The following is a 26,176-nucleotide window of genomic DNA, read 5'->3' on the forward strand; positions in this document are numbered from 1 at the left end:
GGCCAACGAAGAACTTTGAACCATGGCCACTATCCACGTAGACGGCAAAGAGCTCGAAGTCGATGGGGCAGACAACCTGTTACAGGCGTGTCTGTCGCTAGGCCTCGACATTCCATATTTCTGCTGGCACCCCGCCCTTGGCAGCGTTGGCGCTTGCCGCCAGTGCGCGGTCAAGCAGTACACCGACGAGAACGACACCCGTGGTCGTATCGTCATGTCCTGCATGACCCCTGCCACCGACGGCAGCTGGATCTCCATCGAAGACGAAGAAGCGAAAGTGTTTCGCGCCAGCGTCGTCGAATGGCTGATGACCAATCACCCGCACGACTGCCCTGTGTGTGAGGAAGGCGGCCACTGCCACCTGCAAGACATGACCGTGATGACCGGCCACAACGAGCGCCGGTATCGCTTCACCAAGCGTACCCACCAGAACCAGCAACTGGGCCCGTTCATTTCCCACGAGATGAACCGCTGCATCGCTTGCTACCGCTGCGTGCGCTTCTATAAGGACTACGCCGGCGGTACCGACCTCGGTGTGTTTGGCGCCCACGACAACGTGTACTTCGGTCGCGTTGAAGACGGCACCCTGGAAAGTGAATTCTCCGGCAACCTCACCGAGGTCTGCCCGACCGGTGTGTTCACCGACAAGACTCACTCCGAGCGCTACAACCGCAAGTGGGACATGCAGTTCTCGCCGAGCATCTGCCATGGCTGCTCCAGCGGTTGCAACATCTCCCCGGGCGAACGCTACGGCGAACTGCGTCGGATCGAAAACCGCTTCAACGGTTCGGTCAACCAGTACTTCCTGTGCGACCGTGGTCGTTTCGGCTACGGCTACGTCAACCGCGAAGACCGCCCGCGTCAGCCACTGCTGGCCGACGGCGCCAAGCTGAGCCTCGACGAAGCACTGGATAAAGCCGCTGACCTGCTGCGCGGTCGCAACATCGTCGGTATCGGTTCGCCCCGCGCCAGCCTCGAAAGCAACTACGCGTTGCGCGAACTGGTGGGTGCCGAGCACTTCTACTCGGGTATCGAAGCCGGTGAACTGGAGCGCATCCGCCTCGTGCTGCAAGTCTTGAACGACAGCCCTCTGCCGGTTCCGAACATGCGCGACATCGAAGACCATGACGCGATCTTCGTCCTCGGTGAAGACCTGACCCAGACCGCTGCCCGTGTCGCCCTGTCCCTGCGCCAGTCGGTAAAAGGCAAGGCCGAAGACATGGCCGACGCCATGCGCGTCCAGCCATGGCTCGACGCTGCGGTGAAAAACATCGGCCAGCACGCGCTGAACCCGCTGTTTATCGCCAGTCTGACCGCCACCAAGCTCGACGACATCGCAGAAGAATGCGTACACGCCGCGCCTGACGACCTGGCCCGCATCGGTTTCGCCGTGGCCCACGCCCTCGACGCCAGCGCGCCTGCCGTAGAAGGCCTGGACGCTGAAGCCGCTGAACTGGCCAAGCGCATCGCCGACGCCCTGCTGGCCGCCAAGCGTCCATTGATCATCGCCGGCACCTCGCTGGGTTCCAAGGCGCTGATCGAAGCCGCAGCCAACATCGCCAAAGCCTTGAAGCTGCGCGAGAAGAACGGTTCCATCAGCCTGATCGTGCCAGAGGCCAACAGCCTTGGCCTGGCCATGCTCGGTGGCGAGTCCCTGGACGCCGCCCTGCAAGCCGTGACCGACGGCAGCAGCGATGCGATCGTGGTGCTGGAAAACGACCTGTACACCCGCACTGATTCGGCCAAGGTCGACGCAGCGCTGAACGCGGCCAAAGTGGTGATCGTTGCCGACCACCAGAAAACCGCCACCAGCGACCGTGCCCACCTGGTACTGCCCGCCGCCAGCTTTGCTGAAGGCGACGGTACCCTGGTCAGCCAGGAAGGCCGCGCCCAGCGCTTCTTCCAGGTATTCGATCCGAAGTACATGGACGCCAGCATCCTGGTTCACGAAGGCTGGCGCTGGCTGCATGCCCTGCGCGCTACCCTGCTGAACCAGCCGATCGACTGGACCCAGCTCGACCACGTGACCGCTGCCGCCGCTGCCGCTGCACCGCAACTGGCACGCATCGTCGACGCTGCACCGTCCGCCGCGTTCCGCATCAAGGGCATGAAACTCGCCCGTGAACCGTTGCGTTACTCCGGTCGTACCGCCATGCGGGCTGACATCAGCGTGCATGAGCCACGTACACCGCAAGACAACGACACCGCGTTTGCCTTCTCCATGGAAGGTTACTCGGGTTCGGTCGAGCCACGTCAGCAGGTGCCTTTCGCCTGGTCGCCGGGCTGGAACTCGCCGCAGGCCTGGAACAAGTTCCAGGACGAAGTCGGTGGCCACATCCGTGCCGGCGACCCGGGCACCCGCCTGATCGAAAGCACCGGTGACTCGCTGAACTGGTTCGCCAGCGTTCCGCGTCCGTTCAACCCGGCCCAGGGTACCTGGCAGGTTGTGCCGTTCTTCCACCTGTTCGGCAGCGAAGAGACTTCTTCCAAAGCCGCGCCGGTACAAGAGCGCATTCCAGCCGCCTACGTGTCCGTAGCCAAGTCCGAAGCCGACCGCCTGGGCGTCAACGACGGTGCCCTGCTCAGCGTGAACGTCGCCGGCAAGACCCTGCGTCTGCCGCTGCGCATCGACGAAGAGTTGGGTGCTGGCCTGGTTGCATTGCCAAAAGGCCTCGCGGGGATTCCTCCGGCGATCTTCGGCCTTACCGTTGACGGTCTGCAGGAGGCAGCTCAATGACCTGGTTCACCCCTGAAGTGATCGACGTGATCATCGCGGTGGTCAAGGCCATCGTGATCCTGTTGGCCGTGGTCGTGGCGGGCGCCCTGCTCAGCTTCGTCGAACGTCGCCTGCTGGGCTGGTGGCAGGACCGTTACGGTCCGAACCGCGTTGGCCCGTTTGGTATGTTCCAGATCGCCGCCGACATGCTGAAAATGTTCTTCAAGGAAGACTGGACCCCGCCGTTTGCCGACAAGGTGATCTTCACCCTGGCACCGGTCGTGGCCATGAGCGCCTTGCTGATTGCCTTCGCAATCATCCCGATCACCCCGACCTGGGGCGTGGCGGACCTGAACATCGGCTTGCTGTTCTTCTTCGCCATGGCCGGCCTGTCGGTCTACGCGGTGCTGTTCGCCGGTTGGTCGAGCAACAACAAGTTCGCCCTGCTGGGCAGCTTGCGGGCCTCGGCCCAGACCGTGTCCTACGAAGTGTTCATGGGCCTCGCGCTGATGGGCATCGTGGTGCAGGTGGGCTCGTTCAACATGCGCGACATCGTCGAGTACCAGGCGCAGAACCTGTGGTTCATCATTCCGCAGTTCTTCGGCTTCTGTACGTTCTTCATCGCTGGCGTCGCCGTGACTCACCGTCACCCGTTCGACCAGCCGGAAGCAGAACAGGAACTGGCCGACGGTTACCACATTGAATACGCCGGCATGAAATGGGGCATGTTCTTCGTTGGTGAATACATCGGCATCATCTTGATCTCGGCCCTGCTGGTCACGCTGTTCTTCGGCGGCTGGCACGGTCCGTTCGGCATCCTGCCGCAGCTGGCGTTCTTCTGGTTCTTCCTGAAGACCGCGTTCTTCATCATGCTGTTCATCCTGCTGCGCGCTTCCATCCCGCGTCCACGGTATGACCAGGTGATGGATTTCAGCTGGCGATTCTGCCTGCCGCTGACCCTGATCAATTTGCTGGTGACTGCTGCCGTTGTGTTGTTGAACACGCCAGCGGGCGCGGTTCAGTGAGGATTTGACCCATGTTCAAATATATTGGCGACATCGTTAAGGGTACCGGTACCCAGTTGCGAAGCCTGGTGATGGTGTTCGGTCACGGCTTTCGCAAACGCGACACCCTGCAATACCCGGAAGAAGCGGTGTACCTGCCGCCGCGTTATCGCGGCCGCATTGTCCTGACCCGCGACCCCGACGGCGAAGAGCGCTGCGTGGCCTGCAACCTGTGCGCCGTGGCGTGCCCGGTGGGTTGCATCTCGCTGCAGAAAGCTGAAACCGAAGACGGTCGCTGGTACCCGGACTTCTTCCGCATCAACTTCTCGCGCTGCATTTTCTGCGGCCTCTGCGAGGAAGCTTGCCCGACCACCGCGATCCAGCTGACACCGGATTTCGAGATGGCCGAGTTCAAACGTCAGGACCTGGTGTACGAGAAAGAAGATCTGCTGATCTCTGGTCCCGGTAAAAACCCTGATTACAACTTCTATCGTGTTGCAGGTATGGCCGTTGCCGGTAAGCCGAAAGGCGCCGCACAAAACGAAGCCGAGCCGATCAACGTGAAGAGCTTGCTGCCTTAAGGAAGAAAGATGGAATTCGCTTTCTATTTCGCATCGGGTATTGCAGTGGTGTCCACGCTTCGCGTGATCACCAACACTAACCCCGTGCACGCCCTGCTCTACCTGATCATTTCGCTGATCGCCGTGGCCATGACCTTCTTCAGCCTCGGCGCACCGTTCGCCGGTGTACTGGAAGTGATCGCCTACGCCGGCGCCATCATGGTGCTGTTCGTGTTTGTGGTGATGATGCTCAACCTGGGGCCGGCGTCTGTCGCCCAGGAACGCGTCTGGCTCAAGCCCGGCATCTGGCTCGGCCCGGTGATCCTCGCAGCCCTGCTGCTGGGTGAACTGCTGTATGTGCTGTTCGCTCACCAGAGCGGCCAGGCCATCGGCCACACCACCGTAGACGCGAAAGCCGTGGGCATCAGCCTGTTCGGCCCGTACCTGCTGGTGGTCGAACTGGCTTCGATGCTGCTGCTCGCTGCAGCCATCACCGCCTTCCACTTGGGCCGCAACGAAGCCAAGGAGCAATGACGATGCCTGCTATCCCTTTGGAGCATGGTCTGGCGGTCGCCGGCATCCTGTTCTGCCTTGGCCTGGTCGGCCTGATGGTTCGCCGCAACATTCTGTTCGTGTTGATGAGCCTGGAAATCATGATGAACGCCGCGGCACTCGCGTTCATCGTGGCCGGTAGCCGTTGGGGCCAGCCGGATGGACAAGTGATGTTCATCCTGGTGATCAGCCTGGCAGCCGCCGAGGCCAGTATTGGCCTGGCGATCCTGCTGCAACTGTATCGTCGCTTCCACACGCTTGATATCGACGCTGCCAGTGAGATGCGCGGATGAACATGATCTTTCTGACTTTCGTATTTCCCCTGATCGGTTTCCTGCTGCTGTCGTTCTCCCGTGGACGCTGGTCGGAAAACCTCTCGGCCCTGGTGGGTGTGGGTTCCATTGGCCTGTCGGCAATTGTCGCCGCCTACGTCATCTGGCAATTCAACGTCGCACCGCCTGAAGGCGGTCACTACACCCTGGTGTTGTGGCAGTGGATGTCGGTGGAGGGCTTCAAGCCCAACTTCGCCCTCTACGTCGACGGCCTGTCGATCACCATGCTCGGCGTGGTCGTCGGTGTAGGCTTCCTGATCCACCTGTTCGCGTCCTGGTACATGCGCGGTGAAGCCGGTTACTCGCGCTTCTTCGCCTACACCAACCTGTTTATCGCGAGCATGCTGTTCCTGGTGCTGGGCGATAACCTGTTGTTCCTGTACTTCGGCTGGGAAGGCGTGGGCCTGTGCTCGTACCTGTTGATCGGTTTCTACTACAGCAACCGCAACAACGGTAACGCCGCACTCAAAGCCTTTATCGTGACCCGGATCGGTGACGTGTTCATGGCCATCGGCCTGTTCATCCTGTTCCAACAGGTGGGCACGCTGAACATCCAGGAACTGCTGGTGCTGGCACCGCAGAAATTCCAGGTCGGCGACTTCTGGATCACCCTGGCGACCCTGATGCTGCTGGGTGGCGCTGTCGGTAAATCCGCACAACTGCCGCTGCAAACCTGGCTGGCGGATGCGATGGCCGGCCCTACCCCGGTTTCGGCACTGATCCACGCCGCAACCATGGTAACCGCCGGTGTCTACCTGATTGCCCGTACCCACGGCCTGTTCACCCTGGCGCCGGAGATTCTGCACCTGGTGGGCCTGGTGGGTGGCGTGACCCTGGTACTGGCAGGTTTTGCTGCCCTGGTTCAAACCGACATCAAGCGTATCCTCGCCTACTCGACCATGAGCCAGATCGGCTACATGTTCCTGGCCCTGGGCGTTGGCGCCTGGGACGGCGCGATCTTCCACCTGATGACCCACGCCTTCTTCAAGGCCCTGCTGTTCCTTGCTTCCGGTGCGGTGATCGTTGCCTGCCACCACGAGCAGAACATCTTCAAGATGGGCGGCCTGTGGAAGAAACTGCCGTTGGCCTACGCCAGCTTCATCGTCGGCGGCGCGGCCTTGTCGGCCCTGCCACTGGTGACCGCAGGTTTCTACTCGAAAGACGAAATCCTCTGGGAAGCCTTTGCCAGCGGTAACCACGGCCTGCTGTACGCCGGCCTGGTAGGTGCGTTCATGACCTCGCTGTACACCTTCCGCCTGATCTTCATCACGTTCCACGGTGAAGCCAAGACTGAAGCCCACGCAGGCCATGGCATTTCCCACTGGCTGCCACTGTCGGTGCTGATCATCCTGTCGACCTTCGTCGGCGCCATGATCACCCCGCCACTGGCCGGTGTTCTGCCGGAAAGCGCCGGCCATGCCGGTGGTGCAGCCAAGCACAGCCTGGAAATCGCCTCGGGCGCCATCGCCATCGCGGGTATCCTGCTGGCGGCCCTGCTGTTCCTCGGCAAGCGCCGCTTCGTCACTGCCATCGCCAACAGTGGCATTGGCCGCTTCCTTTCGGCCTGGTGGTTCGCTGCCTGGGGCTTCGACTGGATCTACGACAAACTGTTCGTCAAGCCGTACCTTGCGATCAGCCACGTACTGCGCAAAGACCCGCTCGACCAGACCATCGGTTTGATCCCGCGTGCCGCCAAGGCCGGTCACACCGCCCTGAGCCGCAGCGAGACCGGCCAATTGCGCTGGTATGCAGCTTCCATGGCGGCCGGTGCCGTCCTGGTAATCGGCGCCATCATCGTGGTCGCGGTCTGACTATGCACATTGCGAACTTTGCGAACTTGCGAAAGGAAACGAGCCCGTCATGATTCTGCCCTGGCTAATCCTGATCCCCTTTATCGGCGGCCTGCTCTGCTGGATGGGTGAACGCTTCGGCGCCACCCTCCCCCGCTGGATTGCGTTGCTGACCATGTCCCTGGAACTCGCGCTCGGCCTCTGGCTGTGGGCCCACGGTGACTATTCATTTGCTCCGGCACCGGGTGTCGATCCCACCTTCGCGCTTGAATTCAAGCACGTGTGGATCCAGCGCTTCGGCATCAACGTGCACCTGGCCCTCGACGGCCTGTCGCTGTTGATGATCCTGCTGACCGGCCTGCTGGGTATCCTCTCGGTACTCTGCTCCTGGAAAGAGATCCAGCGTCACGTGGGCTTCTTCCACCTGAACCTGATGTGGATCCTGGGCGGCGTTGTCGGCGTGTTCCTCGCCCTCGACCTGTTCATGTTCTTCTTCTTCTGGGAAATGATGCTGGTGCCGATGTACTTCCTCATCGCGCTCTGGGGTCACAGTTCTTCGGACGGCAAGAAAACCCGGATCTACGCGGCGACCAAGTTCTTCATCTTCACCCAGGCTTCCGGCCTGATCATGTTGGTGGCGATCCTGGGCCTGGTACTGGTCAACTTCAACAGCACGGGCGTGATCACGTTCAACTACGCCGACCTGTTGAAAACCAAGATGTCCCTGACCACCGAGTACATCCTGATGCTGGGCTTCTTCATCGCGTTCGCGGTGAAGCTGCCGGTGGTGCCGTTCCACTCCTGGTTGCCTGACGCTCACGCCCAGGCGCCGACTGCAGGTTCCGTCGACCTGGCCGGTATCCTGTTGAAGACGGCGGCCTACGGCCTGCTGCGTTTCGCCCTGCCGCTGTTCCCGAATGCCTCGGCCGAGTTCGCGCCGATCGCCATGACCCTCGGTCTGATCGGGATCTTCTACGGTGCGTTCCTGGCCTTCGCCCAAACCGACATCAAGCGTCTGATTGCCTTCTCGTCCGTTTCCCACATGGGCTTCGTACTGATCGGCATCTACTCCGGCAGCCAACTGGCGCTGCAAGGCGCCGTGATCCAGATGCTGGCTCACGGTGTGTCGGCAGCGGCACTGTTTATCCTCAGCGGCCAACTGTACGAGCGCCTGCACACTCGTGACATGCGCGAGATGGGTGGCGTGTGGTCACGTATCGCCTACCTGCCGGCCATCAGCCTGTTCTTCGCCGCCGCATCCCTGGGCTTGCCGGGTACCGGTAACTTCATCGGCGAGTTCCTGATCCTGATGGGTGCCTTCGTGCATACGCCGTGGGTCAGTGCAATCGCTACGTCTGGCCTGGTGTTCGGTTCGGTCTACTCGCTGATCATGATCCACCGCGCATACTTCGGTCCGGCCAAGTCCGACACCGTGTTGCACGGCATGGACGGTCGCGAACTGATCATGGTGCTCGGCCTTGCGGTACTGCTGGTGTTTATCGGCGTGTACCCGCAACCGTTCCTGGATACTTCTGCCGCAACGATGCATGGCGTGCAGCAGTGGTTCGGCACCGCCTTCTCTCAACTCGCTTCGGCCCGGTAAGAGCGCTATGGAATTCACGATCCAACACTTTATCGCGCTTGCGCCGCTGCTGATCACCAGCCTCACCATCGTGGTGGTGATGCTGGCGATCGCCTGGCGCCGCAATCACTCGCAAACGTTCCTGCTGTCCTGTGCGGGCTTGAACCTGGCCCTGCTGTCGATTATCCCGGCACTCAAGGTCGCGCCACTGGCCGTGACCCCGCTGATGATGGTCGATGACTTCGCGCTGCTGTATATCGCGCTGATCCTGGTTGCCACCCTGGCCTGCGTCACGCTCGCCCACGCCTACCTCGGCGAAGGCGGCACCGGCTACCCGGGCAACCGCGAAGAGCTGTACCTGCTGATCCTGCTGGCTGCGGCCGGTGGTATCGTGCTGGTCAGCGCGCAGCACCTGGCCGGCTTGTTCATCGGCCTGGAACTGCTGTCGATCCCGGTCTACGGCCTGGTAGCGTATGCCTTCTTCAACAAGCGCTCCCTGGAAGCCGGCATCAAGTACATGGTGCTGTCGGCTGCCGGTTCGGCATTCCTGTTGTTCGGTATGGCCCTGCTCTACGCAGAAGCCGGCAGCCTGAGCTTCAGCGGTATCGGTCACGCCCTGGCAGCCTCCGGCAGCCCTGCGCCAATTGCCCAACTGGGCCTGGCCATGATGCTGATCGGCCTGGCGTTCAAGCTGTCGCTGGTGCCGTTCCACCTGTGGACCCCGGACGTGTACGAAGGCGCCCCGGCGCCGGTGGCTGCTTTCCTGGCTACCGCGTCGAAAGTCGCCGTGTTTGCCGTGATGGTGCGTCTGTTCCAGATCTCCCCTGCGGCCAACACCGGTGTACTCAGCAACGTGCTGACCATCATCGCCATCGCTTCGATCCTGTTCGGCAACCTGCTGGCGCTGACCCAGAACAACCTCAAGCGTCTGCTGGGTTATTCGTCCATCGCGCACTTCGGTTACCTGCTGATCGCCCTGGTGGCGAGCAAGGGCCTGGCGATGGAAGCCATCGGCGTGTACCTGGTCACCTACGTGATCACAAGCCTGGGTGCATTCGGTGTGATCACGCTGATGTCCTCGCCTTACAAAGGCCGCGACGCCGACGCCCTGTACGAATACCGCGGCCTGTTCTGGCGCCGTCCGTACCTGACCGCCGTACTGACCGTGATGATGCTGTCCCTGGCGGGTATCCCGCTGACTGCGGGCTTCATCGGCAAGTTCTACATCGTGGCCACCGGTGTTGAAGCGCACGAATGGTGGTTGGTTGCTTCCCTGGTACTGGGCAGCGCCATCGGCGTTTTCTACTACCTGCGCGTGATGGTGACCTTGTACCTGATCGAGCCAAACCTGCGCCGTGTGGACGCCGAGTTGCACTGGGAACAGAAAGCAGGCGGCGTGATGCTGCTGGCAATCGCCCTGCTGGCGTTCTTCCTGGGTGTGTACCCACAACCGTTGCTCACCCTGGTGCAGCATGCGGTGATGGCGGGTTGATCGCTTAGTTAAACGCAGCAAGCAAAACGGCGCCTTCGGGCGCCGTTTTGCGTTTCTGGCGTATTAATTTGTTGTCTGACACACAAAGGGAATTTTCCTCGTCGAGATGCCTCCCCTTCCGGCATCACCCTGCCTGGGTCGCTCGTATCGTGGTTGCGTTTTAGGAAACATCCCACAGCAGGGTCACTTGACCCACCGCAGATGGGCCACCAAACTATACGCAGGCTACGTACAGAACATGGATGCTCTATTTATCGAATTGCCAGCCTTTGAGCGGCACCGCAGGGATTATCTGAGTGATGAGTTATTTCACGGCTTTCAACAAGAGTTGATGAGAAACCCGCAAGCGGGCAACGTGATAGAGGGAACCGGCGGGTTACGCAAGGTGCGCTTTGTCGACGAGCGACACAACAAGGGCAAACGGGGTGGCCTGCGAGTCATCTATTACTGGTGGTCGGGCGGTACGCAGTTCTGGCTGTTCACCCTTTATGGCAAACACGAACAGGACGACCTGAGCGTTCAACACAAAACGGCGCTCAAACACCTGCTGGACAGGGAAATCAAAGCGAGAAAATCTTATGAAACGTGACATCTTTTCCGAACTGGTCGAAGGCTTCGACGCGCTGGCAGATGAACGAGAAGGCAAGGTAACGCTGCGCAGCCACAAGGTGCAGTTGAGCAAGCTGGCACCGCTCACTGCCGACGAAGTAGTCGCTGTGCGTCAACAACTCAATCTGTCGCGCTCGGTGTTTGCGATGTACCTGCGCACCAACACCCGGACCCTGGAAAATTGGGAGCAAGGCCGGGCCACACCCAATGCTCAGGCGGCAACCTTGATTCGGCTGGTGGCGAGGTTTCCGGAGACGGTGGAGCGGCTGGCGCTGTTGACCTGATCGATCAATCCAGCCAACCCCATCGGCAACAGGACGTTGCCGATGGGCGAAAGCCTGCAATCAAATCCTGAACTGCCCCACCAACTGACCCAACCGCTGCCCCAGGTCCGCCAGGCTGCGAGAGGTCTCGGCACCCTGTTGGGTTTCATCGGCCACGCTGTCAACCGCCACCGCGATCTGATGCACGCTGCGGTTGATCTCTTCGGCCACGGCGGTTTGTTCTTCCGCCGCGCTGGCGATCTGCGCGTTCATCGAGTTGATGGTGCCGATCAGTTGCGCCATGGTGTCCAGGGACGCTCCGGCTTCGTTGGCCTGGGCGGACGTGCCGTCGCCGGCATCGCTGGAACGGCGCATGGACTCCACGGCGGCTTCGGTGCCTTTTTGCAGGCGGTCGATCATGCCCTGGATCTCCTGGGTGCTTTGCTGGGTGCGGCTGGCCAACGCCCGTACTTCGTCGGCGACCACGGCAAAACCACGACCGGCCTCCCCTGCCCGCGCGGCTTCAATGGCGGCGTTGAGGGCGAGCAAGTTGGTCTGTTCGGCAATCGAGCGGATCACGCCAAGCACGCTGACAATCGACGACACATCCTGCTGCAAGCTGTCCAGGGACACGCCGCTGCTGCGGATGTCGTTCACCAGCGCGTGAATCTGCGCGATGCTGCCATCCACGACTTTTTTCGCGGCCTGGCCTTCGGCGTCGGTTTGCTGCGCAGCGACGGCTGCGCCTTGGGCACTGCGCGCCACTTCATGGGCCGCGGAGGACATTTCGTTGATCGCGGTAGCCACTTGGTCGGTCTCGTGACGCTGGCGCTCCATGGCCTTTTCCGAGCGGTTGGCTTGCTCGGCGACCTGGCTCACCAGGCCGGTAAGCTGGGAGGTCATCTCGGTGATCTGGCGTACCAGGCTGTGGATCTTGTCGACAAAGCGGTTGAAAGAGCCTGCCAGTTCGCCAAGCTCGTCCTGGCTGGTGATGGCCAGGCGGCGGGTCAGGTCACCCTCACCGGCGGCGATGTCGTCGAGGTTGATCTTCATCAGGTGCAACGGCCGCAGGATGGTATTGGCCACCAGCATGCCCACGGCGGCAATCACCAACAGCACCACCACGGCAATGCCGATGATGCTCAGCAGCACACCTTCCATGCGTTTCTCCACCTTGGCCTGAACCTCGGCAACCTGGGCGTCGATGCCATCCAGGTTCACCGAGGTACCGATCACCATGTCCCACTTGGGCAAGTATTCGGTGTAGCCAAGCTTGGGCACCAGCTCGGTCTGGCCGGGCTGCGTCGAGCTGTATTGCAGGTAGTGGGTGCCGTCCTTGCCGACTTTCACCAGGTCGCGGTTGACGTAGACGCCGTTCGGGTCGCGGTTGTCCTTGAAGCTTTTGCCGACGCCGTCCGGGCTGTTGCCCTTGAACAGGCGAATGGTCTCGGAGTCGTAGCCGAAGAAATAACCGTCCTTGCCATAGCTGATGTTGGACAGCAGCTTGACCACTTGCGCCCGTGCGGCCGTATCGCCTTGGGCGGCAGCGTCGTACAGCGGCTTGATGGTGGTCATCGCCACCTCGACGTAGCCGCGCAAGGTGGTCTTGGCGTCGTTGAGCAGGTTCTGACGGGTTTCTTCGACCTCGTTGCGGGCCTGCTCCCGAAGGATCCACACCGTGGTCAGGCTGATGATCACGGCAAACAACAACACGGGCAGGACAGCAAGGGACAGTACTTTGGCCTTTAGACTCAGACGCATGGCTCTTCTCTCTTGAGGGACAACTCAAGAGGTTAACGGCTAGTTACAATAAATCTGTAGGACAATCCCGTCAGAGCGTCATCGCGGCAAACCAGCCAAACGCCAGCAGCGGAATGTTGTAGTGCAGGAAGGTCGGTACCACGGTGTCCCAGATATGGTGGTGCTGGCCGTCAATGTTCAAACCGGAAGTCGGGCCCAGGGTGGAGTCCGACGCAGGCGAGCCGGCATCACCCAATGCCCCGGCCGTGCCGACGATGCACACGATCGCCAGCGGGCTGAAGCCCAGCTGCACGCACAGCGGCACAAAGATCGCCGCCAGGATCGGCACCGTGGAAAACGACGAGCCGATGCCCATGGTCACCAGCAAGCCCACCAGCAGCATCAGCAGCGCGCCCACACCGCGGCTATGGCCGATAAACGCCGCGGAGGCTTGCACGAGTGTCTGCACTTCACCGGTGGCCTTGAGCACTTCGGCAAAGCCTGACGAGGCGATCATGATGAAGCCGATCATCGCCATCATCTTCATGCCTTCGGTGAACAGGTCATCGGTGTCGCGCCAGCGCACGATGCCCGACACCGAAAAGATCAGGAAACCGGCCAGGGCGCCAATGATCATCGAGTCCAGCCACAGCTGGATAATGAACGCCGCCGCAATCGCCAGGCCGGCCACCAGCAGGGTCAGCGGGTTGTAGTGCACCGCCACCTGCTCGACTCGCTCGATCTTCTCCAGGTCGTACACACGCTTCTTGCGGTAGCTGACAAACACCGCCACCAGCAAACCGACCACCATGCCCAGCGCCGGTAGGCCCATGGCATGGGTGACATTGACCTGGCTGATGTCGACACCGCTCTTGGCCACGTTGGCCAGCAGGATCTGATTCAGGAAGATGTTGCCGAAGCCCACCGGCAGAAACATGTAGGGCGTGATCAGGCCGAAGGTCATGACGCAGGCGATGAGACGGCGGTCCAGCTGCAGTTTGGTCAGCACATATAAAAGCGGCGGTACCAGCAGCGGGATAAACGCGATGTGGATCGGCAGGATGTTCTGCGAGGCGATGGCCACCACCCAGAGCAGACCGATCAGCAGCCATTTGACGTGACTGCCGCCCGTGGCTTCCTGCCGATCCACCAGCAGCAGGGCTTTATCGGCCAGCGCATGAGCCAGGCCGGATTTGGCAATCGCCACGGCGAACGCGCCGAGCAGCGCGTAGGACAACGCCACCGTCGCACCGCCACCCAGGCCGCTGTTGAACGCCTTGAGCGTCGCGTCGATACCCAGGCCGCCGGTCAGGCCACCCACCAGGGCGCCGACAATGATCGCGATCACCACATGCACGCGGGACAAGCTGAGCACCAGCATGGTGCCGACCGCGGCGATTACTGCATTAATCATCGTTACCTCAAGACAGAAAACATGAAAAAAGCACGCACCTGCCCGGGCTGCTGTCGGGAACGGCTGCCGCAAACCAGGTTTTAAGGGAGTTTTATTAGAGGGCGCGCACTTTGCAGCACCCGGCCTGCCTTGTCAAAAAAGTGGGGAGAAGGTTTGTCAGTGGTTAGGGGATTTGTCTGTGGCGAGGGGGCTTGTCCCCCGTTGGAGTGCGCAGCGCTCCCGCTTTTCTTGGGGCCGCTAAGCAGCCCAACGGGGGACAAGCCCCCTCGCCACACAAACAGCTTTAAATTGATCGTTTGAATAAAGAAAATTTCCGAGCGGCCGATACAGGCAGATCGTCTCTGTCGTATCGAAAGGTTAAGGAAGGCTCCATGTCGCTCAGACAGCTGTCCATTCAATGGAAAATTACCCTGCTGGCCGGTCTTTGCCTGCTGGGCATCGTGACCTTGCTGGTAGGTCTCTCGCTGTACCGCATGGCGCAGAGCTCCGACCTGGTCAAGGCTTCCAGTATGGAAATGCTCGACGAAGCCGCCCAGGCGCGCATCGAAGCCCAGGGTGAGGTCCAGGCCTTGGGCATTCGCCAGCAGTTCATGGACGCCTATCAATACGGCCACGGTTTTTCCCGGCAGGTGTTGTTCCTGCGCGAACAGGCCGAGAAACGCTTCCTGGATGCCTTCGACCTGCGCGAAGACCTGACCCGCCAGGTCAAGGCCGCGCTGCAGGCCAACCCTGACCTGCTGGGCCTGTCCCTGGTATTCGAGGCCAACGCACTGGATGGCAAGGACGAACTGTTCGCCAACCAGCAAGAACTGGGCAGCAACGACAAGGGCCGCTTTGCGCTGTACTGGTCCCAGCCGACTGCGGGCAAGCTGACTTCAATGTCGCTGCCCGAAAGCGACATGTCCGACACCAGCGTCGGACCCAGCGGCGAAAAAGCCAACGCCTGGTTCACCTGCCCGCGCACCACACTCAAGCCCTGCGTGATCGAGCCGTACTTCTATGTGATCGATGGGCAAAAGGTGCTGATGACCAGCATCGTCTTCCCGCTGATGGTCAACGGCAAAGTCATCGCCTCGCTGTCGGTGGACATCAACCTCAACAGCCTGCAAGCCGTCAGCCAGGGCGCCAGCCAGAAACTCTACGACGGCCAGACCAGCGTCAGCATCATCAGCCCTGTGGGCCTGCTGGCCGGCTACAGCCCGGACGCCGGCAAACTCAGCCAGCGCCTGGATGCCGTCGACACCGCCAACGGCGCGCAATTGATCAGTTCGCTTTCCACCAGCACCCAGACCCGCAGCGTGCGCACCGACCACCAACTCAAGGTGCTCGCGCCGTTCCAGCCGATCCCCGATGGCAAGCCGTGGGGCGTGTTGCTGGATGTTCCGGAAAAAGTCCTGGTGGCTCCGGCTGAAGCCCTGAAGTCCAAACTGGACGCCGATAACGCCAAGGGCACTCTGCTGGAACTGAGCCTGGGCCTGCTGGCAGCAATCGTCGGCCTGTTGCTGGTGTGGCTGATGGCCCGCAGCGTGACCCGGCCGATCCTCGGTGTGGCGCGCATGCTGGAAGACATTGCCAGTGGCGAAGGTGACCTGACCCGCCGCCTGGCCTACGACAAACACGACGAACTCGGCGAATTGGCCGGCTGGTTCAACCGCTTCCTCGACAAGCTGCAGCCGATCATTGCCCAGGTCAAACGCTCAGTGCAGGACGCCCGTGGCACCGCCGACCAGTCGGCCGCCATCGCCACTGAAACCAGTGCCGGCATGGAGCAGCAATACCGTCAGGTCGACCAGGTGGCCACCGCCTCCCACGAGATGAGCGCCACCGCCCAGGACGTCGCCCGCAGTGCCGCGCAAGCCGCCCAGGCTGCCCGCGATGCCGATCAGGCGACGCGTGAAGGTTTGACCGTGATCGACCGCACCACCACCAGCATCGGCCACCTGGCGGCGGATATGAGCACCGCGATGACCCAGGTTGAAGGACTGGCGGCCAACAGCGAGAAGATCGGTTCGGTACTGGAAGTGATTCGTGCAATCGCCGAGCAGACCAACCTGCTGGCACTGAACGCCGCTATCGAGGCCGCCCGCGCGGGTGAAGCCGGTCGTGGTTTTGCGGTGGTCGCCGATGAAGTGCGCAACCTGGCGCGACGTACCCAGGAGTCGGTGGAAGAAACCCGCCTGGTGATCGAGCAACTGCAAAGCGGTACCCAGGAAGTGGTCGGTTCCATGAGCAACAGCCATCGCCAGGCCCAGGGCAGCGTCGAACAAGTGGGCCAGGCCGTGACCGCCTTGCGCCAGATCGGCGATGCGGTAACGGTAATCAGCGACATGAACCTGCAGATCGCCAGCGCCGCCGAAGAGCAAAGTGCGGTGGCCGAGGAGATCAACAACAACGTGGCGACGATTCGAGATGTGACGGAGTCGTTGTCCGAGCAAGCGAATGAATCGGCGCGGGTCAGCCAGGCGTTGAACAGCCTGGCGAATCAGCAGCAGGGCCTGATGGATCAGTTCAGGGTTTGATGAGTTGCGGGATACTCCGGCAATCAGCCCGAGTATCCCGTAGCAGCTGTCGAGCCTTGGCGAGGCTCGACAGCTGCTACGTTTGTGTTCACTGGCGGCGTGGCAGGTCGATGATGACCTTTAACCCGCCCAGCTCGCTCTCCTGCAACAGAAGCACCCCGCCCCACACCTCGACAATATCCCGCACGATCCCCAGCCCCAGACCATGCCCGTCAGTCTGCTCATCCAACCGCGTGCCTCGGCTGAACACCTGATCACGCTGGCTCTCGGGAATCCCCGGCCCGTCATCTTCGACAGCCAACCGAAAGCCTTCCGGGGTTTCGCCGATGCTCAACACAATCTCCGCGTCCGCCCATTTACACGCGTTGTCCAGCAGGTTGCCCAACAGTTCCAGCAGGTCTTCGCGGTCCCACGGCAATTGCAAACCGGGCGGCACGCGGTAACTCAAATCCAGGTGTTCGCCATGGATCATGTTCAGGGTCGCAAGCAACCCCGGTAATTCGCCGTCGCAATCGAACAAGGCACCCGGCAGTGTCTCTCCGGCCAGGCGGGCACGATTGAGTTCACGATTAAGCCGTTGCTGCACCTGCTCCAACTGTTCCCGCAGCAGCTTGCTCAGTTGCGGATGGTCCTTGAGCTGTTCACTGGATGCCACGCTCAACAACACCGCCAACGGGGTTTTCAAGGCATGGCCGAGATTGCCCAGGGCATTGCGCGAGCGCTTGAGGCTGTCTTCGGTGTGGGCCAGCAGATGGTTGATCTGCGCCACCAGCGGCTCCAGCTCCACCGGCACTTGGGTATCCAGTTGCGAGCGCTGGCCCTGCTGCAGTTGGGCGATCTGGTTGCGTGCGGTCTCCAGCGGGCGCAAGGCGCGGCGCACGGTGACCCGTTGCAGAATCAGGATCAGCAACAGCGCCGCCAGCCCCAGCACCAGGCCGATCTGGCGCATCAGCCGAAAGCTTTCTCTGACGGGTGTGTAGTCCTGGGCCACGCTGATGGAAATCGACTGGCCAAACCGTTTGTAGTCCGAACGCAGTACCAGCAACTGCTGGCCTTCCGGCCCCAACTGCAGGTTGCCCTTGAGCCCGGCGTGGGGCAACTGCGGCAGTTCCTGGTCCCACAGCGAGCGGGAACGCCAATGGGTGTCGGCAAAGTCGATACGGAAATAGTGCCCGGAAAACGGACGCTGGTACGCGGGAGACAACCGCTGCTCATCCAGTTGCACCCCCGCCGGCCCGCGCACCAGCGCCACCAGCAGGTTCTCGCTGTCGTTGCGCAAGCCGGACTCCAGGTAACGTTGCAGGCCCATTTCGAACAGCCACAGGCTGGTCTGCGCCAGCACCAGGCCGACGATCACCATCACACTGATCAGCCCCAGGCTCAGGCGCCGCTGGATCGACTTCATGCCGGGCTGGCGCCAAACCGGTAACCCTGGCCGCGCCGGGTCTCGATCACGCTGCGGCCCAACTTGCGGCGCAGGTGGTTAACGTGGACCTCCAACACATTGGAGTCACGCTCGGTCTCGCCATCGTACAAATGTTCGGCCAGGTGACTTTTTGAAAGGATTTGCTCGGGGTGCAGCATGAAGTAACGCAGCAGCCGAAACTCGGCCGCGGTCAGCTGGATCTCCTCGCCATCACGCATCACACACTGGCGACCCTCATCCAGGTGCAAGCCGGCAGCCTGCAAGGTGGGCTGATTGGCGTGGCCATGGGAACGACGCAGCAAGGCCTGGATACGCAGGTGCAGCTCTTCGGGATGGAACGGTTTGCTGAGGTAGTCGTCGGCCCCGGCCTTGAGCCCTTCGATGCGCTCGGCCCAGGAGTCGCGGGCAGTGAGGATCAGCACCGGCGTGGCCAGGCCGGCGGCACGCCATTGCGTCAACACCTCAAGCCCGGGCAAACCCGGCAGGCCGAGGTCAAGGATGATCAGGTCGTAGGGTTCGCTGCGCCCCTGATACACCGCATCGCGCCCGTCCGCCAGCCAGTCGACGGCATAGCCCTGGCGATTGAGCCCGGCCATCAACTCATCGGCCAGGGGTACGTGGTCTTCCACCAGCAGCAGGCGCATCAGTCGTCTTCCTTGTCTTTGAGCAGTTGACCGGTGTTGGCATCGAGTTCGATCTCGCGCACTACGCCTTCCACCGTCAATAGTTCGATTTCATAGATATAGCGCACAGGGCGATCCTTGTGCTCTTCAAGCTCGGCGTCCAGCAGCTTGGCGCCCGGGGTAGCGCTCGAAAGCCGGGCCCAGCAGATGCTCAAGCGGCGCGATCACACCCTCCTGGCGCAGGCGAAGCGCCTCGTCCTGGCCCAGGTCACGAGCGGCCAGGCCTGAGCAAAATGCCAGGAGCACCAGCGCCACTTGAACGCTGGTGCGTAGATTTACCTTCATTACGTATCCTGATGATCCTTGAGGACGGCGCCGGTGACAGCGTCCAATTCCAGGTCCCACTCGACGCCCTGGGCGTCGCGCAGTTCAACCTGATAAAGGTACTTGCCGTATTCCTCTTCAAGCTCGGTTTCATGCACGGTGGCGCCGGGATGTTTGGCCAACGCCGTGGCGTTGAGCTTCTCGAAAGACACAATGGTACCAGCGTCGCGCAACTTCAGTGCTTCGTCCGGCCCCAGGTCGCGAGCCTGGGCGACGCCTGCGGTGAGGGCGATGATACTGCTGGCGATCAAGGCTGTGAGGGTTTTCATGGTGAGTCTCCGTTTCGGGATATTTTGCCTACGGGGCTCACGGTACTGGATCCAACTTAACTGAAACTGAATTGCCACCATGGCAATTCTCTGCGAGACCTTTGCCTGCAACCGGGCAAGATTTTCTATACTGCCCTGCTCGCGGTAAATGAGACCGGTATGACTGCTATCCATATGAAGTTCCCCGCCTTGACCCTCAAGGCCGGTAAACGCGCTTTTGCACGCATTCGTGAGCAGTGGCTTGCGCCTGCGGACGTCGGCATCCTTCCCGGCGCTGCCGGCGGGCCCAAGGCGCTGGGCATCCAGGGTCTGGACCTGGCGCTGTTTGGTGACTGGCTGCCCCGGGCGCCCCGCGAGCGTGCGCTGATCGGCGCCTCGATAGGCTCCTGGCGGTTTGCCAGTGCGTGCCTGCCCGACCCGATGCAAGGCCTGCTCGACCTGGGCCGGCTGTACAACGAACAAAGCTTTGCCAAAGGCGTGACCATGGCCGAAGTCAGCCAGAGCTGCGTGCGCATGCTCGATGACTTGCTGGCCGGCCGCGATGCCCGCGTGCTCGACAACCCGCACTACCGGCTGAACATCATGGTGGTCAAAAGCCATGGCCTGCTCGCCGACGATCATCGCGGTCGGCTTGGTTTGGGGTTGTCCTCGGTGATCGCCGACAACCTGAGGGGCCGCGCGCGGTTGTCCCGGCACTTCGAACGGCTGATCGTCCACGACCCACGCCAGCCGCCACCGCTGCATGCGCTCAAGGATTTCCCGTCGCGCTTCCTTGATCTGGAACTGGGCAACCTGCGCCAGGCCTTGCTGGCGTCGGGCTCGATCCCCATGGTGATGCAAGGCGTACGCGACCTGCCGGGTGCAGGCCAAGGCACTTACCGCGATGGCGGCCTGCTGGACTATCACCTCGACCTGCCCTACCACGGCGATGACATCGTGCTGTACCCGCACTTCACCGACCGGGTCATTCCCGGCTGGTTCGACAAAGGCTTGCCGTGGCGCCGCGCCAATCAACAGGGTTTGCAGGATGTCCTGCTGCTGGCGCCGTCGAAGGAATACCTGGCGCGACTGCCCCACGGCAAACTGCCGGACCGCAGTGACTTCAAGCGCTTCATGGGGGATGACCCGGGCCGCAACAAGTACTGGCAAACCGCAATGAGCGAAAGCCAGCGGCTGGGGGATGAGTTTCTGCAACTGGCCGACAATGGCCAATTGGGCGAACGCCTGCTGGCTCTCTAGCGCCCTCTCCGTAGCAGCTGTCGAGCCCAAGCGAGGCTGCGTCGGCAGCACCTCGGTTTGCCAGACAAATCGCAAACGCAGCCTCGCCATGGCTCGACAGCTGCTACGCGGTATGCGCGCGGCCGCGACAAACTGTTAAACTCGCCGCCTGCCAGACACCTCACCGAGCTGAAAAACCCTGTGGAAATCTTCAAAGAGTTTACCTTCGAGTCCGCCCACCGCCTGCCCCATGTTCCGGAAGGCCACAAATGCGGGCGCCTGCATGGCCATTCGTTCAAGGTGGCGATCCACCTCAGCGGCGACCTCGACCCGCACACCGGCTGGATCCGTGACTTCTCGGAGATCAAGGCGATTTTCAAGCCGCTCTACGAACGCCTCGACCACAACTACCTCAACGACATCCCGGGCCTCGAAAACCCGACCAGCGAAGTGCTGGCCAAGTGGATCTGGAATGAACTGAAACCGCTGTTGCCGGAACTCAGCGCGATTCGCATCCATGAGACCTGCACCAGCGGCTGCATCTATCGCGGCGAATAAGCCGGCGATGTAAAAAACCACCCTTGCGGTGGTTTTTTTATGCCAGTGACTCCCTTACAGTCGTGGCCTCTTGTACAGGAAGCGCTGCGATGCCAACCCATATCCGCCCCGCTACCGTCGACGATATCGCCGCTATTGAAGCGATCGTCCACGCCGCCTACTCCCCTTACATCCAGCGAATCGGGCGCAAGCCAGGGCCGATGCTGGATGACTATCGCCAGCAGGTCGCTGCCGAACGGGTGCATGTGCTGGAGAGTGCGGGCCAGGTCCGCGGCTTTGTCGTACTGATTCATCACGATGAGTACCTGCTGCTGGATAACCTGGCCGTCGACCCCGGCGCCCAGGGCTTGGGTTACGGGCGCCTGTTGCTGGACTTCGCGGAACGCCAGGCCAGGCATGGCTCCATCCGTCTCTACACCAATGAAGCGATGACCGAAAACATCGCGCTGTACACCCGCAAAGGCTATGTGGAAACCCACCGGGCCGAGGAAAACGGCCTGCGTCGGGTCTACATGCAAAAAGACCTCACCGCCTCGCACTGAAGGAGCTCCCATGGAAAACATCTGGCTGGCCCAGGCCAAGCGCCTGCAAGCATTGGCCTCCACGGGGCTGCACTTCTGCACCGATGACTTCGAGCGCGAGCGCCTCGAGGAAATCGCCCAGATTGCCCACAGCATGCTGGCGCAATTGGGCGAAGTACCGCTGGAGCGCATCACCGGGCTGGTGCCGGATTTTGCCAAACGTTATTCGACGCCCATGATTGATGTGCGGGGCGCAGTGATTGACGGTGACCGGATCCTGTTGGTCCGCGAGCTCACGGATGGCTGCTGGGCATTGCCCGGCGGTTATGCGGATATTGGTTTGTCGGCGGCTGAAAACATCGTCAAGGAAATTCGCGAAGAGGCCGGGCTGACGGTCACGGCCAAGGCGCTGTACAGCGTCACCCACAAGGCCAAAGGCTTGTACCGGCCGGATATCCGGGACTTCTACAAACTCTACTTTCTGTGCGAACGGGTTGATCAACTGGCGCCGGCGGCCGGTTTCGAAACCACCGAAGTTGGCTTCTTCAGTCTGGACGATCTGCCGCCGCTGTCCCGTGGCCGCACCATTGAAAGCGACCTTGAGGCCGCTTTTGCCTTTCATCGCGGGCAGACCACTCACACCCTGTTCGATTGAATAACGGGTGATCCAATTTGTATCACCCTGCACCGCTTTCGCGCCTGAGTGGGCAGAAAGACCAATCCCGCCTGCGTGTTTCCCCTGTTTGGCTATAAATACTGTGCAACCTGCACAGTCCTGACCGTGCGCCCGTCACTGCCTCGCACTTGGCACGACGGGTGCAACAGGCCTGCGTCACTCATTCAGGGAGAACGGCACATGACGCAGAACGAACCGGGCAATGACTACCCTCTCAGCGAGGTGCCCATGCATGCCCGCAAAGGCCTGGCCTCCACCGCCATGGTGCTGCTGGGCTTTACCTTTTTTACCGCGACCATGTTCGCCGGCGGCAAGCTGGGGGTGGCCTTCAGCTTTACCCAGATGCTCGGCGTCGTGGCCCTGGGTAACCTGCTGTTGGGTATCTACGCCGCAGGCCTGGGTTACATCGCGTTCAAGAGCGGTTTGAATTCAGTATTGATGGGGCGTTTCTGCTTCGGTGAAGTGGGCAGCAAGCTGAGCGACTTGATTCTCGGTTTTACCCAGATCGGCTGGTACGCCTGGGGCACCGCCACCGCAGCCGTAGTACTGGGCAAGTATTTCGAGTTGAGCCAGGGCAGCGTACTCGGGCTGATGGTGCTGTTTGGCATGGTGTTCTGCGCGACGGCCTACGTGGGCTATCGCGGGTTGGAGATTCTGTCCTACATCGCCGTGCCGGCCATGGGTATTTTGTTGTTTCTGTCGATGTGGGTCGCCACCGTCAAGGTCGGCGGGCTCGATGGACTGCTGGCAGTGGTGCCGACCGGTGAGCTGGACATGTCCACGGCTATCACGCTGGTGTTCGGCACCTTTGTCAGCGGCGCGACCCAGGCTACCAACTGGACGCGGTTCTCACGCTCGGCCAGGGTCGCGGTGCTGGCCAGCCTGATCGGCTTCTTTATCGGCAACGGCTTGATGGTGTTGATCGGTGCCTATGGCGCCATCGTCTACCAGCAGCCCGACGTGGTCGAAGTGTTGCTGCTACAAGGCTTCGCCATGGCGGCCATGGCGATGCTGTTGCTGAATATCTGGAGCACCCAGGACAACACCATCTACAACTTCGCCGTCGCCGGCTGCAACCTGCTGCGCACCAAGCGCCGCAAAACGGTGACCCTGGCCGGTGCGGTGATCGGCACCCTGCTGGCGTTGCTGGGCATGTACGACATGCTGGTGCCCTACCTGATCCTGCTGGGCACGGTGATCCCACCGATTGGCGGGGTGATCATGGCGGATTTCTTCTATCGCTACCGCGGCCACTATCCGCGCCTGGCCGATACACGCCTGCCGGCCTTCAACTGGCCAGGGCTGATCGCCTATGCCGTGGGTACGGTGCTGGCCTTTCATTCACCCTTGGTGGCGCCGTTGGTGGGGATCGTGGCGGCGTCCCTGACCTACATCGTGCTGACCAGCGTATTGCGGGTGCGGGCACCTTTGGCTGACGTCCAGGCATGAGCCTGACAGTCGCCGATGTGCTGGCCTTGCCCGGCCTTGAATCGATGTGCCTGCGGGCCGGGGAAGCCGGCCTGGAGAACACGGTGCGCTGGCCCTATGTCGCAGAAAACAGCGGGATCGCCGAATGGGTGCTGGGGGGCGAACTGGTGTTCGTCACCGGCATCAATCATCCACGGGACGAGGCCAATCTGTTGGTGCTGCTGGACGAAGCCTGTCAGCGCCAGGTCGCCGGCCTGGTGATCCTCACGGGGCCGGACTATATCCAGGCGATTCCTCAGCGTTTGCTGGAAGCGGCGCAAGCGGCGGGCATGCCGCTGATCGAACAGCCTTACTCGTTGAAGATGGTACTGGTGACCCAGGCCATCGGTTCGGCGTTGATCCAGTCGCAGCAGTTGGGGCGCTCGCGACACGATGTGCTGGAGCGCCTGCTGGCCGGTGATTACCAATCCCTGGATTTGCTGCTGCACCGCGCTGCGCAGTTGGACATGCCGCTGGCCGGCCATTGGCAACTCGTCCAGTTGCAACTGGACGGCAGCGACGCGCTGTTTGCCCAAGGTGAGGCGCCAGTGGTCGAGGCGCAGCTTGCCCGACAACACGATGCGATTACCCGCCGTCTGCGCCAGTTTGCTGCGCAGCATCCGTCGCGCCTGCCCGTGCTGGGGCGTGCCGGACAATGGACGTTGTTGCTGCCTGCGATAGACGCGGGTGCGGCATTGGCCAACCGTCAGTCGTTGGCGGGTTGGTTGAAGGCACTGAATCTGCGCCTGGCACCGTTGAAACTGTTTATCGGCCTGAGTGCTGCCGCGCACCCACCCGCGCGCCTGGCCCAGGCCCTGGATGAGGCGCGCCAGGCATTGGCCGCTGCGCGACGGTTCAGTGAACGCGCCGGGCTGTGTGTCTACGATGAGTTGGGCGTGCTCAAGCTGCTCAGTGGCGTACGTGATCGCGCCCTGCTCGATCAGTTCCTCAACGAACGCCTGGGGCCGCTGCTGCGCCACGACCTGCACCATGGCCCAAGCCTGATGCCGACCCTGGAGGCCTGGTTCCACGAGAATGGTAACCTTGTGGCCGCAGCCCAACGGCTGGCGGTTCACCGCAACACCCTGACGCATCGCGTCCAGCGTATCGAAGCCCTGTGCGGGCTGACGCTGGACAATGCTTATGACCGCCTGGACATCGGCATCGCGCTGATGATCTGGCGGCTGTCTGCCTGACTGTTTTTTGCCAAGAGGAACTTGCCCATGCACATCATCAACGCCCGCCTGCGCAACCGCGAAGGCCTGCATGATCTGCACCTGGAACACGGCCGGATCGCCAGCATCACCCAACAAGGCGCTGCCCCCCTGGCAGGCCCCGACGACCTGGACGCCGCCGGCAACCTGGTGGTCCCGCCTTTCGTCGAGCCGCACATTCACCTCGATGCCACCCTGACCGCCGGCGAGCCGCGCTGGAACATGAGCGGCACCCTGTTTGAAGGCATCGAGTGCTGGGGCGAGCGCAAGGCCACCATCACCCTGGAAGACACCAAGACCCGCTCCAAAAAAACCATCCAGACCCTGGCCGCCCATGGCATCCAGCATGTGCGCACCCATGTCGACGTCACCGACCCGGACCTCACCGCGCTCAAGGCCATGCTTGAAGTACGCGAGGAAAGCGGCCACCTGATCGACCTGCAAATCGTCGCGTTCCCCCAGGAAGGCATCGAGTCCTACCGCAATGGCCGCGAGCTGATGGAAGAGGCCATTCGCCTGGGCGCCGACGTGATCGGCGGCATCCCGCACTTTGAATACACCCGTGACCAAGGGGTGAGTTCGGTGAAGTTCCTGATGGACCTGGCCGAACGCACCGGTTGCCTGGTCGATGTGCATTGCGACGAAACCGACGACCCACACTCGCGCTTTCTTGAAGTGCTGGCCGAAGAGGCCCGCAGCCGTGACATGGGCGCCCGCGTGACCGCCAGCCACACCACGGCCATGGGCTCCTACGACAATGCTTACTGCGCCAAACTCTTCCGCCTGCTGGGGCATTCGGGCATAAGCTTTGTCTCCTGCCCTACCGAAAGCATCCACCTGCAGGGCCGCTTCGACACTTTCCCCAAACGCCGCGGCGTGACCCGGGTCAACGAACTGCTGGAGGCTGGCATGAACGTCTGCTTCGGCCAGGACTCCATCGTCGACCCTTGGTATCCCTTGGGTAACGGCAACATTTTGCGGGTGCTGGAAGCCGGGTTGCATATCTGCCACATGCTTGGCTACCGCAACCTGCAAAGTGCCCTCGACCTGGTCACCGACAACAGCGCCCGGGCGATGGCCCTGGGGGATCGTTATGGCCTGGAACCGGGACGCCCGGCGAACCTGTTGATCCTGTCTGCAGACAGCGACTATGAAGTGATTCGCAGCCAGGGCTTGCCGTTGTATTCGATTCGAGCGGGCAAAGTGTTGATGAAACGCCGGCCGGCGCAGGTGGAGTTTTTGTAGGC

At 61.7% G+C, this 26,176-nt stretch carries 23 protein-coding genes and 3 pseudogenes; 19 read left to right on the forward strand and 7 right to left on the reverse strand.

Features of this window, described 5'->3' with window-relative positions:
• Nucleotides 1-22 precede the first annotated feature (22 nt).
• The 10 genes from nuoG to QF039_RS16975 all read left to right on the forward strand — a co-directional run bounded on the left by nuoG (nt 23) and on the right by QF039_RS16975 (nt 10,921).
• Nucleotides 23-2,737, forward strand: a complete 2,715-nt coding sequence (gene nuoG, locus QF039_RS16930; RefSeq protein WP_003219564.1) for an NADH-quinone oxidoreductase subunit NuoG — start codon at nt 23-25, stop codon at nt 2,735-2,737.
• Nucleotides 2,734-3,741: an NADH-quinone oxidoreductase subunit NuoH gene (gene nuoH, locus QF039_RS16935; protein WP_003219563.1), complete on the forward strand. Its 1,008-nt coding sequence runs from the start codon at nt 2,734-2,736 to the stop codon at nt 3,739-3,741. Before nuoG ends, nuoH begins: the two co-directional genes overlap by 4 nt.
• A gap of 11 nt (nt 3,742-3,752) precedes the next feature.
• Complete coding sequence (gene nuoI, locus QF039_RS16940) at nt 3,753-4,301, forward strand: NADH-quinone oxidoreductase subunit NuoI (RefSeq protein ID WP_003174725.1); 549 nt, start codon at nt 3,753-3,755, stop codon at nt 4,299-4,301.
• A 9-nt stretch (nt 4,302-4,310) separates the two neighbouring features.
• Entirely contained in the window at nt 4,311-4,814 is a 504-nt protein-coding gene (nuoJ, locus tag QF039_RS16945) for an NADH-quinone oxidoreductase subunit J (protein ID WP_003219561.1), read from the forward strand.
• A 2-nt stretch (nt 4,815-4,816) separates the two neighbouring features.
• Nucleotides 4,817-5,125, forward strand: coding sequence for an NADH-quinone oxidoreductase subunit NuoK (nuoK, locus tag QF039_RS16950; protein ID WP_003219560.1), 309 nt, complete (start codon nt 4,817-4,819; stop codon nt 5,123-5,125).
• Complete coding sequence (gene nuoL, locus QF039_RS16955) at nt 5,122-6,975, forward strand: NADH-quinone oxidoreductase subunit L (protein ID WP_003219559.1); 1,854 nt, start codon at nt 5,122-5,124, stop codon at nt 6,973-6,975. The genes nuoK and nuoL overlap by 4 nt, the downstream gene beginning before the upstream one ends.
• A 49-nt stretch (nt 6,976-7,024) precedes the next feature.
• Entirely contained in the window at nt 7,025-8,557 is a 1,533-nt protein-coding gene (gene nuoM / locus QF039_RS16960) for an NADH-quinone oxidoreductase subunit M (protein ID WP_003219558.1), read from the forward strand.
• Between the two features lie 7 nt (nt 8,558-8,564).
• The gene (gene nuoN, locus QF039_RS16965) at nt 8,565-10,028 is read left to right on the forward strand and encodes an NADH-quinone oxidoreductase subunit NuoN (protein WP_003219557.1); all 1,464 of its coding nucleotides are present in this window, start codon (nt 8,565-8,567) and stop codon (nt 10,026-10,028) included.
• 238 nt (nt 10,029-10,266) lie between these two features.
• Nucleotides 10,267-10,617 (forward strand): toxin, encoded by a 351-nt coding sequence (locus QF039_RS16970; RefSeq protein ID WP_307519615.1) that lies wholly within the window; start codon nt 10,267-10,269, stop codon nt 10,615-10,617.
• A complete protein-coding gene (locus tag QF039_RS16975) occupies nt 10,607-10,921 on the forward strand; it encodes a DNA-binding transcriptional regulator (protein WP_307519617.1) in 315 nt (104 codons plus the stop codon). Before QF039_RS16970 ends, QF039_RS16975 begins: the two co-directional genes overlap by 11 nt.
• 60 nt (nt 10,922-10,981) lie before the next feature.
• Here QF039_RS16975 and QF039_RS33740 read toward each other — a convergent pair whose 3' ends face one another.
• The 3 genes and pseudogenes from QF039_RS33740 to QF039_RS16985 form a co-directional block, all read right to left on the reverse strand.
• Nucleotides 10,982-11,803, reverse strand: coding sequence for a methyl-accepting chemotaxis protein (locus QF039_RS33740; RefSeq protein WP_371316601.1), 822 nt, complete (start codon nt 11,801-11,803; stop codon nt 10,982-10,984).
• 36 nt (nt 11,804-11,839) lie between these two features.
• Nucleotides 11,840-12,661 (reverse strand): annotated as a pseudogene (locus QF039_RS33745) (cache domain-containing protein); the annotation flags it as partial.
• Nucleotides 12,662-12,731: 70 nt separating this feature from the next.
• A complete protein-coding gene (locus QF039_RS16985; protein WP_161635727.1) occupies nt 12,732-14,051 on the reverse strand; it encodes a Na+/H+ antiporter family protein in 1,320 nt (439 codons plus the stop codon).
• Nucleotides 14,052-15,568: 1,517 nt separating this feature from the next.
• Between QF039_RS16985 and QF039_RS33750 the strand changes: the two are divergent.
• Together QF039_RS33750 and QF039_RS33755 are read left to right on the forward strand one after the other, a co-directional pair.
• A pseudogene (locus QF039_RS33750) lies at nt 15,569-15,715 on the forward strand (HAMP domain-containing protein); the annotation flags it as partial.
• A gap of 102 nt (nt 15,716-15,817) precedes the next feature.
• Nucleotides 15,818-16,573: a methyl-accepting chemotaxis protein gene (locus QF039_RS33755; RefSeq protein WP_371132963.1), complete on the forward strand. Its 756-nt coding sequence runs from the start codon at nt 15,818-15,820 to the stop codon at nt 16,571-16,573.
• Between the two features lie 88 nt (nt 16,574-16,661).
• Here QF039_RS33755 and QF039_RS16995 read toward each other — a convergent pair whose 3' ends face one another.
• The 4 genes and pseudogenes from QF039_RS16995 to QF039_RS17010 form a co-directional block, all read right to left on the reverse strand.
• Nucleotides 16,662-17,978 (reverse strand): sensor histidine kinase, encoded by a 1,317-nt coding sequence (locus tag QF039_RS16995; protein WP_177048423.1) that lies wholly within the window; start codon nt 17,976-17,978, stop codon nt 16,662-16,664.
• Entirely contained in the window at nt 17,975-18,643 is a 669-nt protein-coding gene (locus tag QF039_RS17000) for a response regulator transcription factor (protein ID WP_003219550.1), read from the reverse strand. Before QF039_RS17000 ends, QF039_RS16995 begins: the two co-directional genes overlap by 4 nt.
• A pseudogene (locus tag QF039_RS17005) lies at nt 18,643-18,967 on the reverse strand (PepSY domain-containing protein). Before QF039_RS17005 ends, QF039_RS17000 begins: the two are co-directional and overlap by 1 nt.
• Nucleotides 18,967-19,275, reverse strand: a complete 309-nt coding sequence (locus QF039_RS17010) for a PepSY domain-containing protein (RefSeq protein WP_003219548.1) — start codon at nt 19,273-19,275, stop codon at nt 18,967-18,969. The pseudogene QF039_RS17005 and the gene QF039_RS17010 overlap by 1 nt, the downstream one beginning before the upstream one ends.
• A 159-nt stretch (nt 19,276-19,434) precedes the next feature.
• On the opposite strand from QF039_RS17010, the gene QF039_RS17015 reads away from it, so the two are divergent.
• From QF039_RS17015 to codA, 7 genes are all read left to right on the forward strand, one after another.
• Nucleotides 19,435-20,514 (forward strand): patatin-like phospholipase family protein, encoded by a 1,080-nt coding sequence (locus QF039_RS17015; RefSeq protein ID WP_307519621.1) that lies wholly within the window; start codon nt 19,435-19,437, stop codon nt 20,512-20,514.
• Between the two features lie 180 nt (nt 20,515-20,694).
• Nucleotides 20,695-21,051, forward strand: coding sequence for a 6-carboxytetrahydropterin synthase QueD (gene queD / locus QF039_RS17020; RefSeq protein WP_003190259.1), 357 nt, complete (start codon nt 20,695-20,697; stop codon nt 21,049-21,051).
• Nucleotides 21,052-21,140: 89 nt separating this feature from the next.
• Nucleotides 21,141-21,593 carry a GNAT family N-acetyltransferase gene (locus QF039_RS17025; protein ID WP_307519623.1) on the forward strand — a complete coding sequence of 151 codons (453 nt, stop codon included), beginning with the start codon at nt 21,141-21,143 and terminating at the stop codon, nt 21,591-21,593.
• 10 nt (nt 21,594-21,603) lie between these two features.
• Nucleotides 21,604-22,227: an NUDIX hydrolase gene (locus QF039_RS17030; RefSeq protein ID WP_003219544.1), complete on the forward strand. Its 624-nt coding sequence runs from the start codon at nt 21,604-21,606 to the stop codon at nt 22,225-22,227.
• A gap of 201 nt (nt 22,228-22,428) precedes the next feature.
• The gene (gene codB / locus QF039_RS17035) at nt 22,429-23,697 is read left to right on the forward strand and encodes a cytosine permease (RefSeq protein ID WP_307519624.1); all 1,269 of its coding nucleotides are present in this window, start codon (nt 22,429-22,431) and stop codon (nt 23,695-23,697) included.
• Nucleotides 23,694-24,911 (forward strand): PucR family transcriptional regulator, encoded by a 1,218-nt coding sequence (locus tag QF039_RS17040; protein WP_177055335.1) that lies wholly within the window; start codon nt 23,694-23,696, stop codon nt 24,909-24,911. The genes codB and QF039_RS17040 overlap by 4 nt, the downstream gene beginning before the upstream one ends.
• A 27-nt stretch (nt 24,912-24,938) precedes the next feature.
• Nucleotides 24,939-26,174 carry a cytosine deaminase gene (gene codA / locus QF039_RS17045; protein WP_003219538.1) on the forward strand — a complete coding sequence of 412 codons (1,236 nt, stop codon included), beginning with the start codon at nt 24,939-24,941 and terminating at the stop codon, nt 26,172-26,174.
• The last annotated feature ends 2 nt before the right edge of the window (nt 26,175-26,176 follow it).

The organism is Pseudomonas sp. W2I6 (assembly GCF_030815935.1).
Lineage (GTDB): Bacteria > Pseudomonadota > Gammaproteobacteria > Pseudomonadales > Pseudomonadaceae > Aquipseudomonas.

What these genes read in the sequence shown, in the direction of transcription:
- QF039_RS16975 (WP_307519617.1), top strand. Translation starts at nt 10,607, where the DNA reads ATGAAACGTGACATCTTTTCCGAACTGGTCGAAGGCTTCGACGCGCTG.
- nuoN (WP_003219557.1), top strand. Translation starts at nt 8,565, where the DNA reads ATGGAATTCACGATCCAACACTTTATCGCGCTTGCGCCGCTGCTGATC.
- nuoI (WP_003174725.1), top strand. Translation starts at nt 3,753, where the DNA reads ATGTTCAAATATATTGGCGACATCGTTAAGGGTACCGGTACCCAGTTG.
- QF039_RS17040 (WP_177055335.1), top strand. Translation starts at nt 23,694, where the DNA reads ATGAGCCTGACAGTCGCCGATGTGCTGGCCTTGCCCGGCCTTGAATCG.
- QF039_RS17000 (WP_003219550.1), bottom strand. Translation starts at nt 18,643, where the DNA reads ATGCGCCTGCTGCTGGTGGAAGACCACGTACCCCTGGCCGATGAGTTG.
- QF039_RS33755 (WP_371132963.1), top strand. Translation starts at nt 15,818, where the DNA reads ATGGAGCAGCAATACCGTCAGGTCGACCAGGTGGCCACCGCCTCCCAC.
- nuoL (WP_003219559.1), top strand. Translation starts at nt 5,122, where the DNA reads ATGAACATGATCTTTCTGACTTTCGTATTTCCCCTGATCGGTTTCCTG.
- codA (WP_003219538.1), top strand. Translation starts at nt 24,939, where the DNA reads ATGCACATCATCAACGCCCGCCTGCGCAACCGCGAAGGCCTGCATGAT.
- codB (WP_307519624.1), top strand. Translation starts at nt 22,429, where the DNA reads ATGACGCAGAACGAACCGGGCAATGACTACCCTCTCAGCGAGGTGCCC.
- QF039_RS17015 (WP_307519621.1), top strand. Translation starts at nt 19,435, where the DNA reads ATGACTGCTATCCATATGAAGTTCCCCGCCTTGACCCTCAAGGCCGGT.
- nuoJ (WP_003219561.1), top strand. Translation starts at nt 4,311, where the DNA reads ATGGAATTCGCTTTCTATTTCGCATCGGGTATTGCAGTGGTGTCCACG.
- nuoH (WP_003219563.1), top strand. Translation starts at nt 2,734, where the DNA reads ATGACCTGGTTCACCCCTGAAGTGATCGACGTGATCATCGCGGTGGTC.
- QF039_RS17030 (WP_003219544.1), top strand. Translation starts at nt 21,604, where the DNA reads ATGGAAAACATCTGGCTGGCCCAGGCCAAGCGCCTGCAAGCATTGGCC.
- QF039_RS17025 (WP_307519623.1), top strand. Translation starts at nt 21,141, where the DNA reads ATGCCAACCCATATCCGCCCCGCTACCGTCGACGATATCGCCGCTATT.
- QF039_RS16995 (WP_177048423.1), bottom strand. Translation starts at nt 17,978, where the DNA reads ATGAAGTCGATCCAGCGGCGCCTGAGCCTGGGGCTGATCAGTGTGATG.
- QF039_RS16970 (WP_307519615.1), top strand. Translation starts at nt 10,267, where the DNA reads ATGGATGCTCTATTTATCGAATTGCCAGCCTTTGAGCGGCACCGCAGG.
- nuoK (WP_003219560.1), top strand. Translation starts at nt 4,817, where the DNA reads ATGCCTGCTATCCCTTTGGAGCATGGTCTGGCGGTCGCCGGCATCCTG.
- QF039_RS17010 (WP_003219548.1), bottom strand. Translation starts at nt 19,275, where the DNA reads ATGAAAACCCTCACAGCCTTGATCGCCAGCAGTATCATCGCCCTCACC.
- nuoM (WP_003219558.1), top strand. Translation starts at nt 7,025, where the DNA reads ATGATTCTGCCCTGGCTAATCCTGATCCCCTTTATCGGCGGCCTGCTC.
- nuoG (WP_003219564.1), top strand. Translation starts at nt 23, where the DNA reads ATGGCCACTATCCACGTAGACGGCAAAGAGCTCGAAGTCGATGGGGCA.
- QF039_RS33740 (WP_371316601.1), bottom strand. Translation starts at nt 11,803, where the DNA reads ATGACCTCCCAGCTTACCGGCCTGGTGAGCCAGGTCGCCGAGCAAGCC.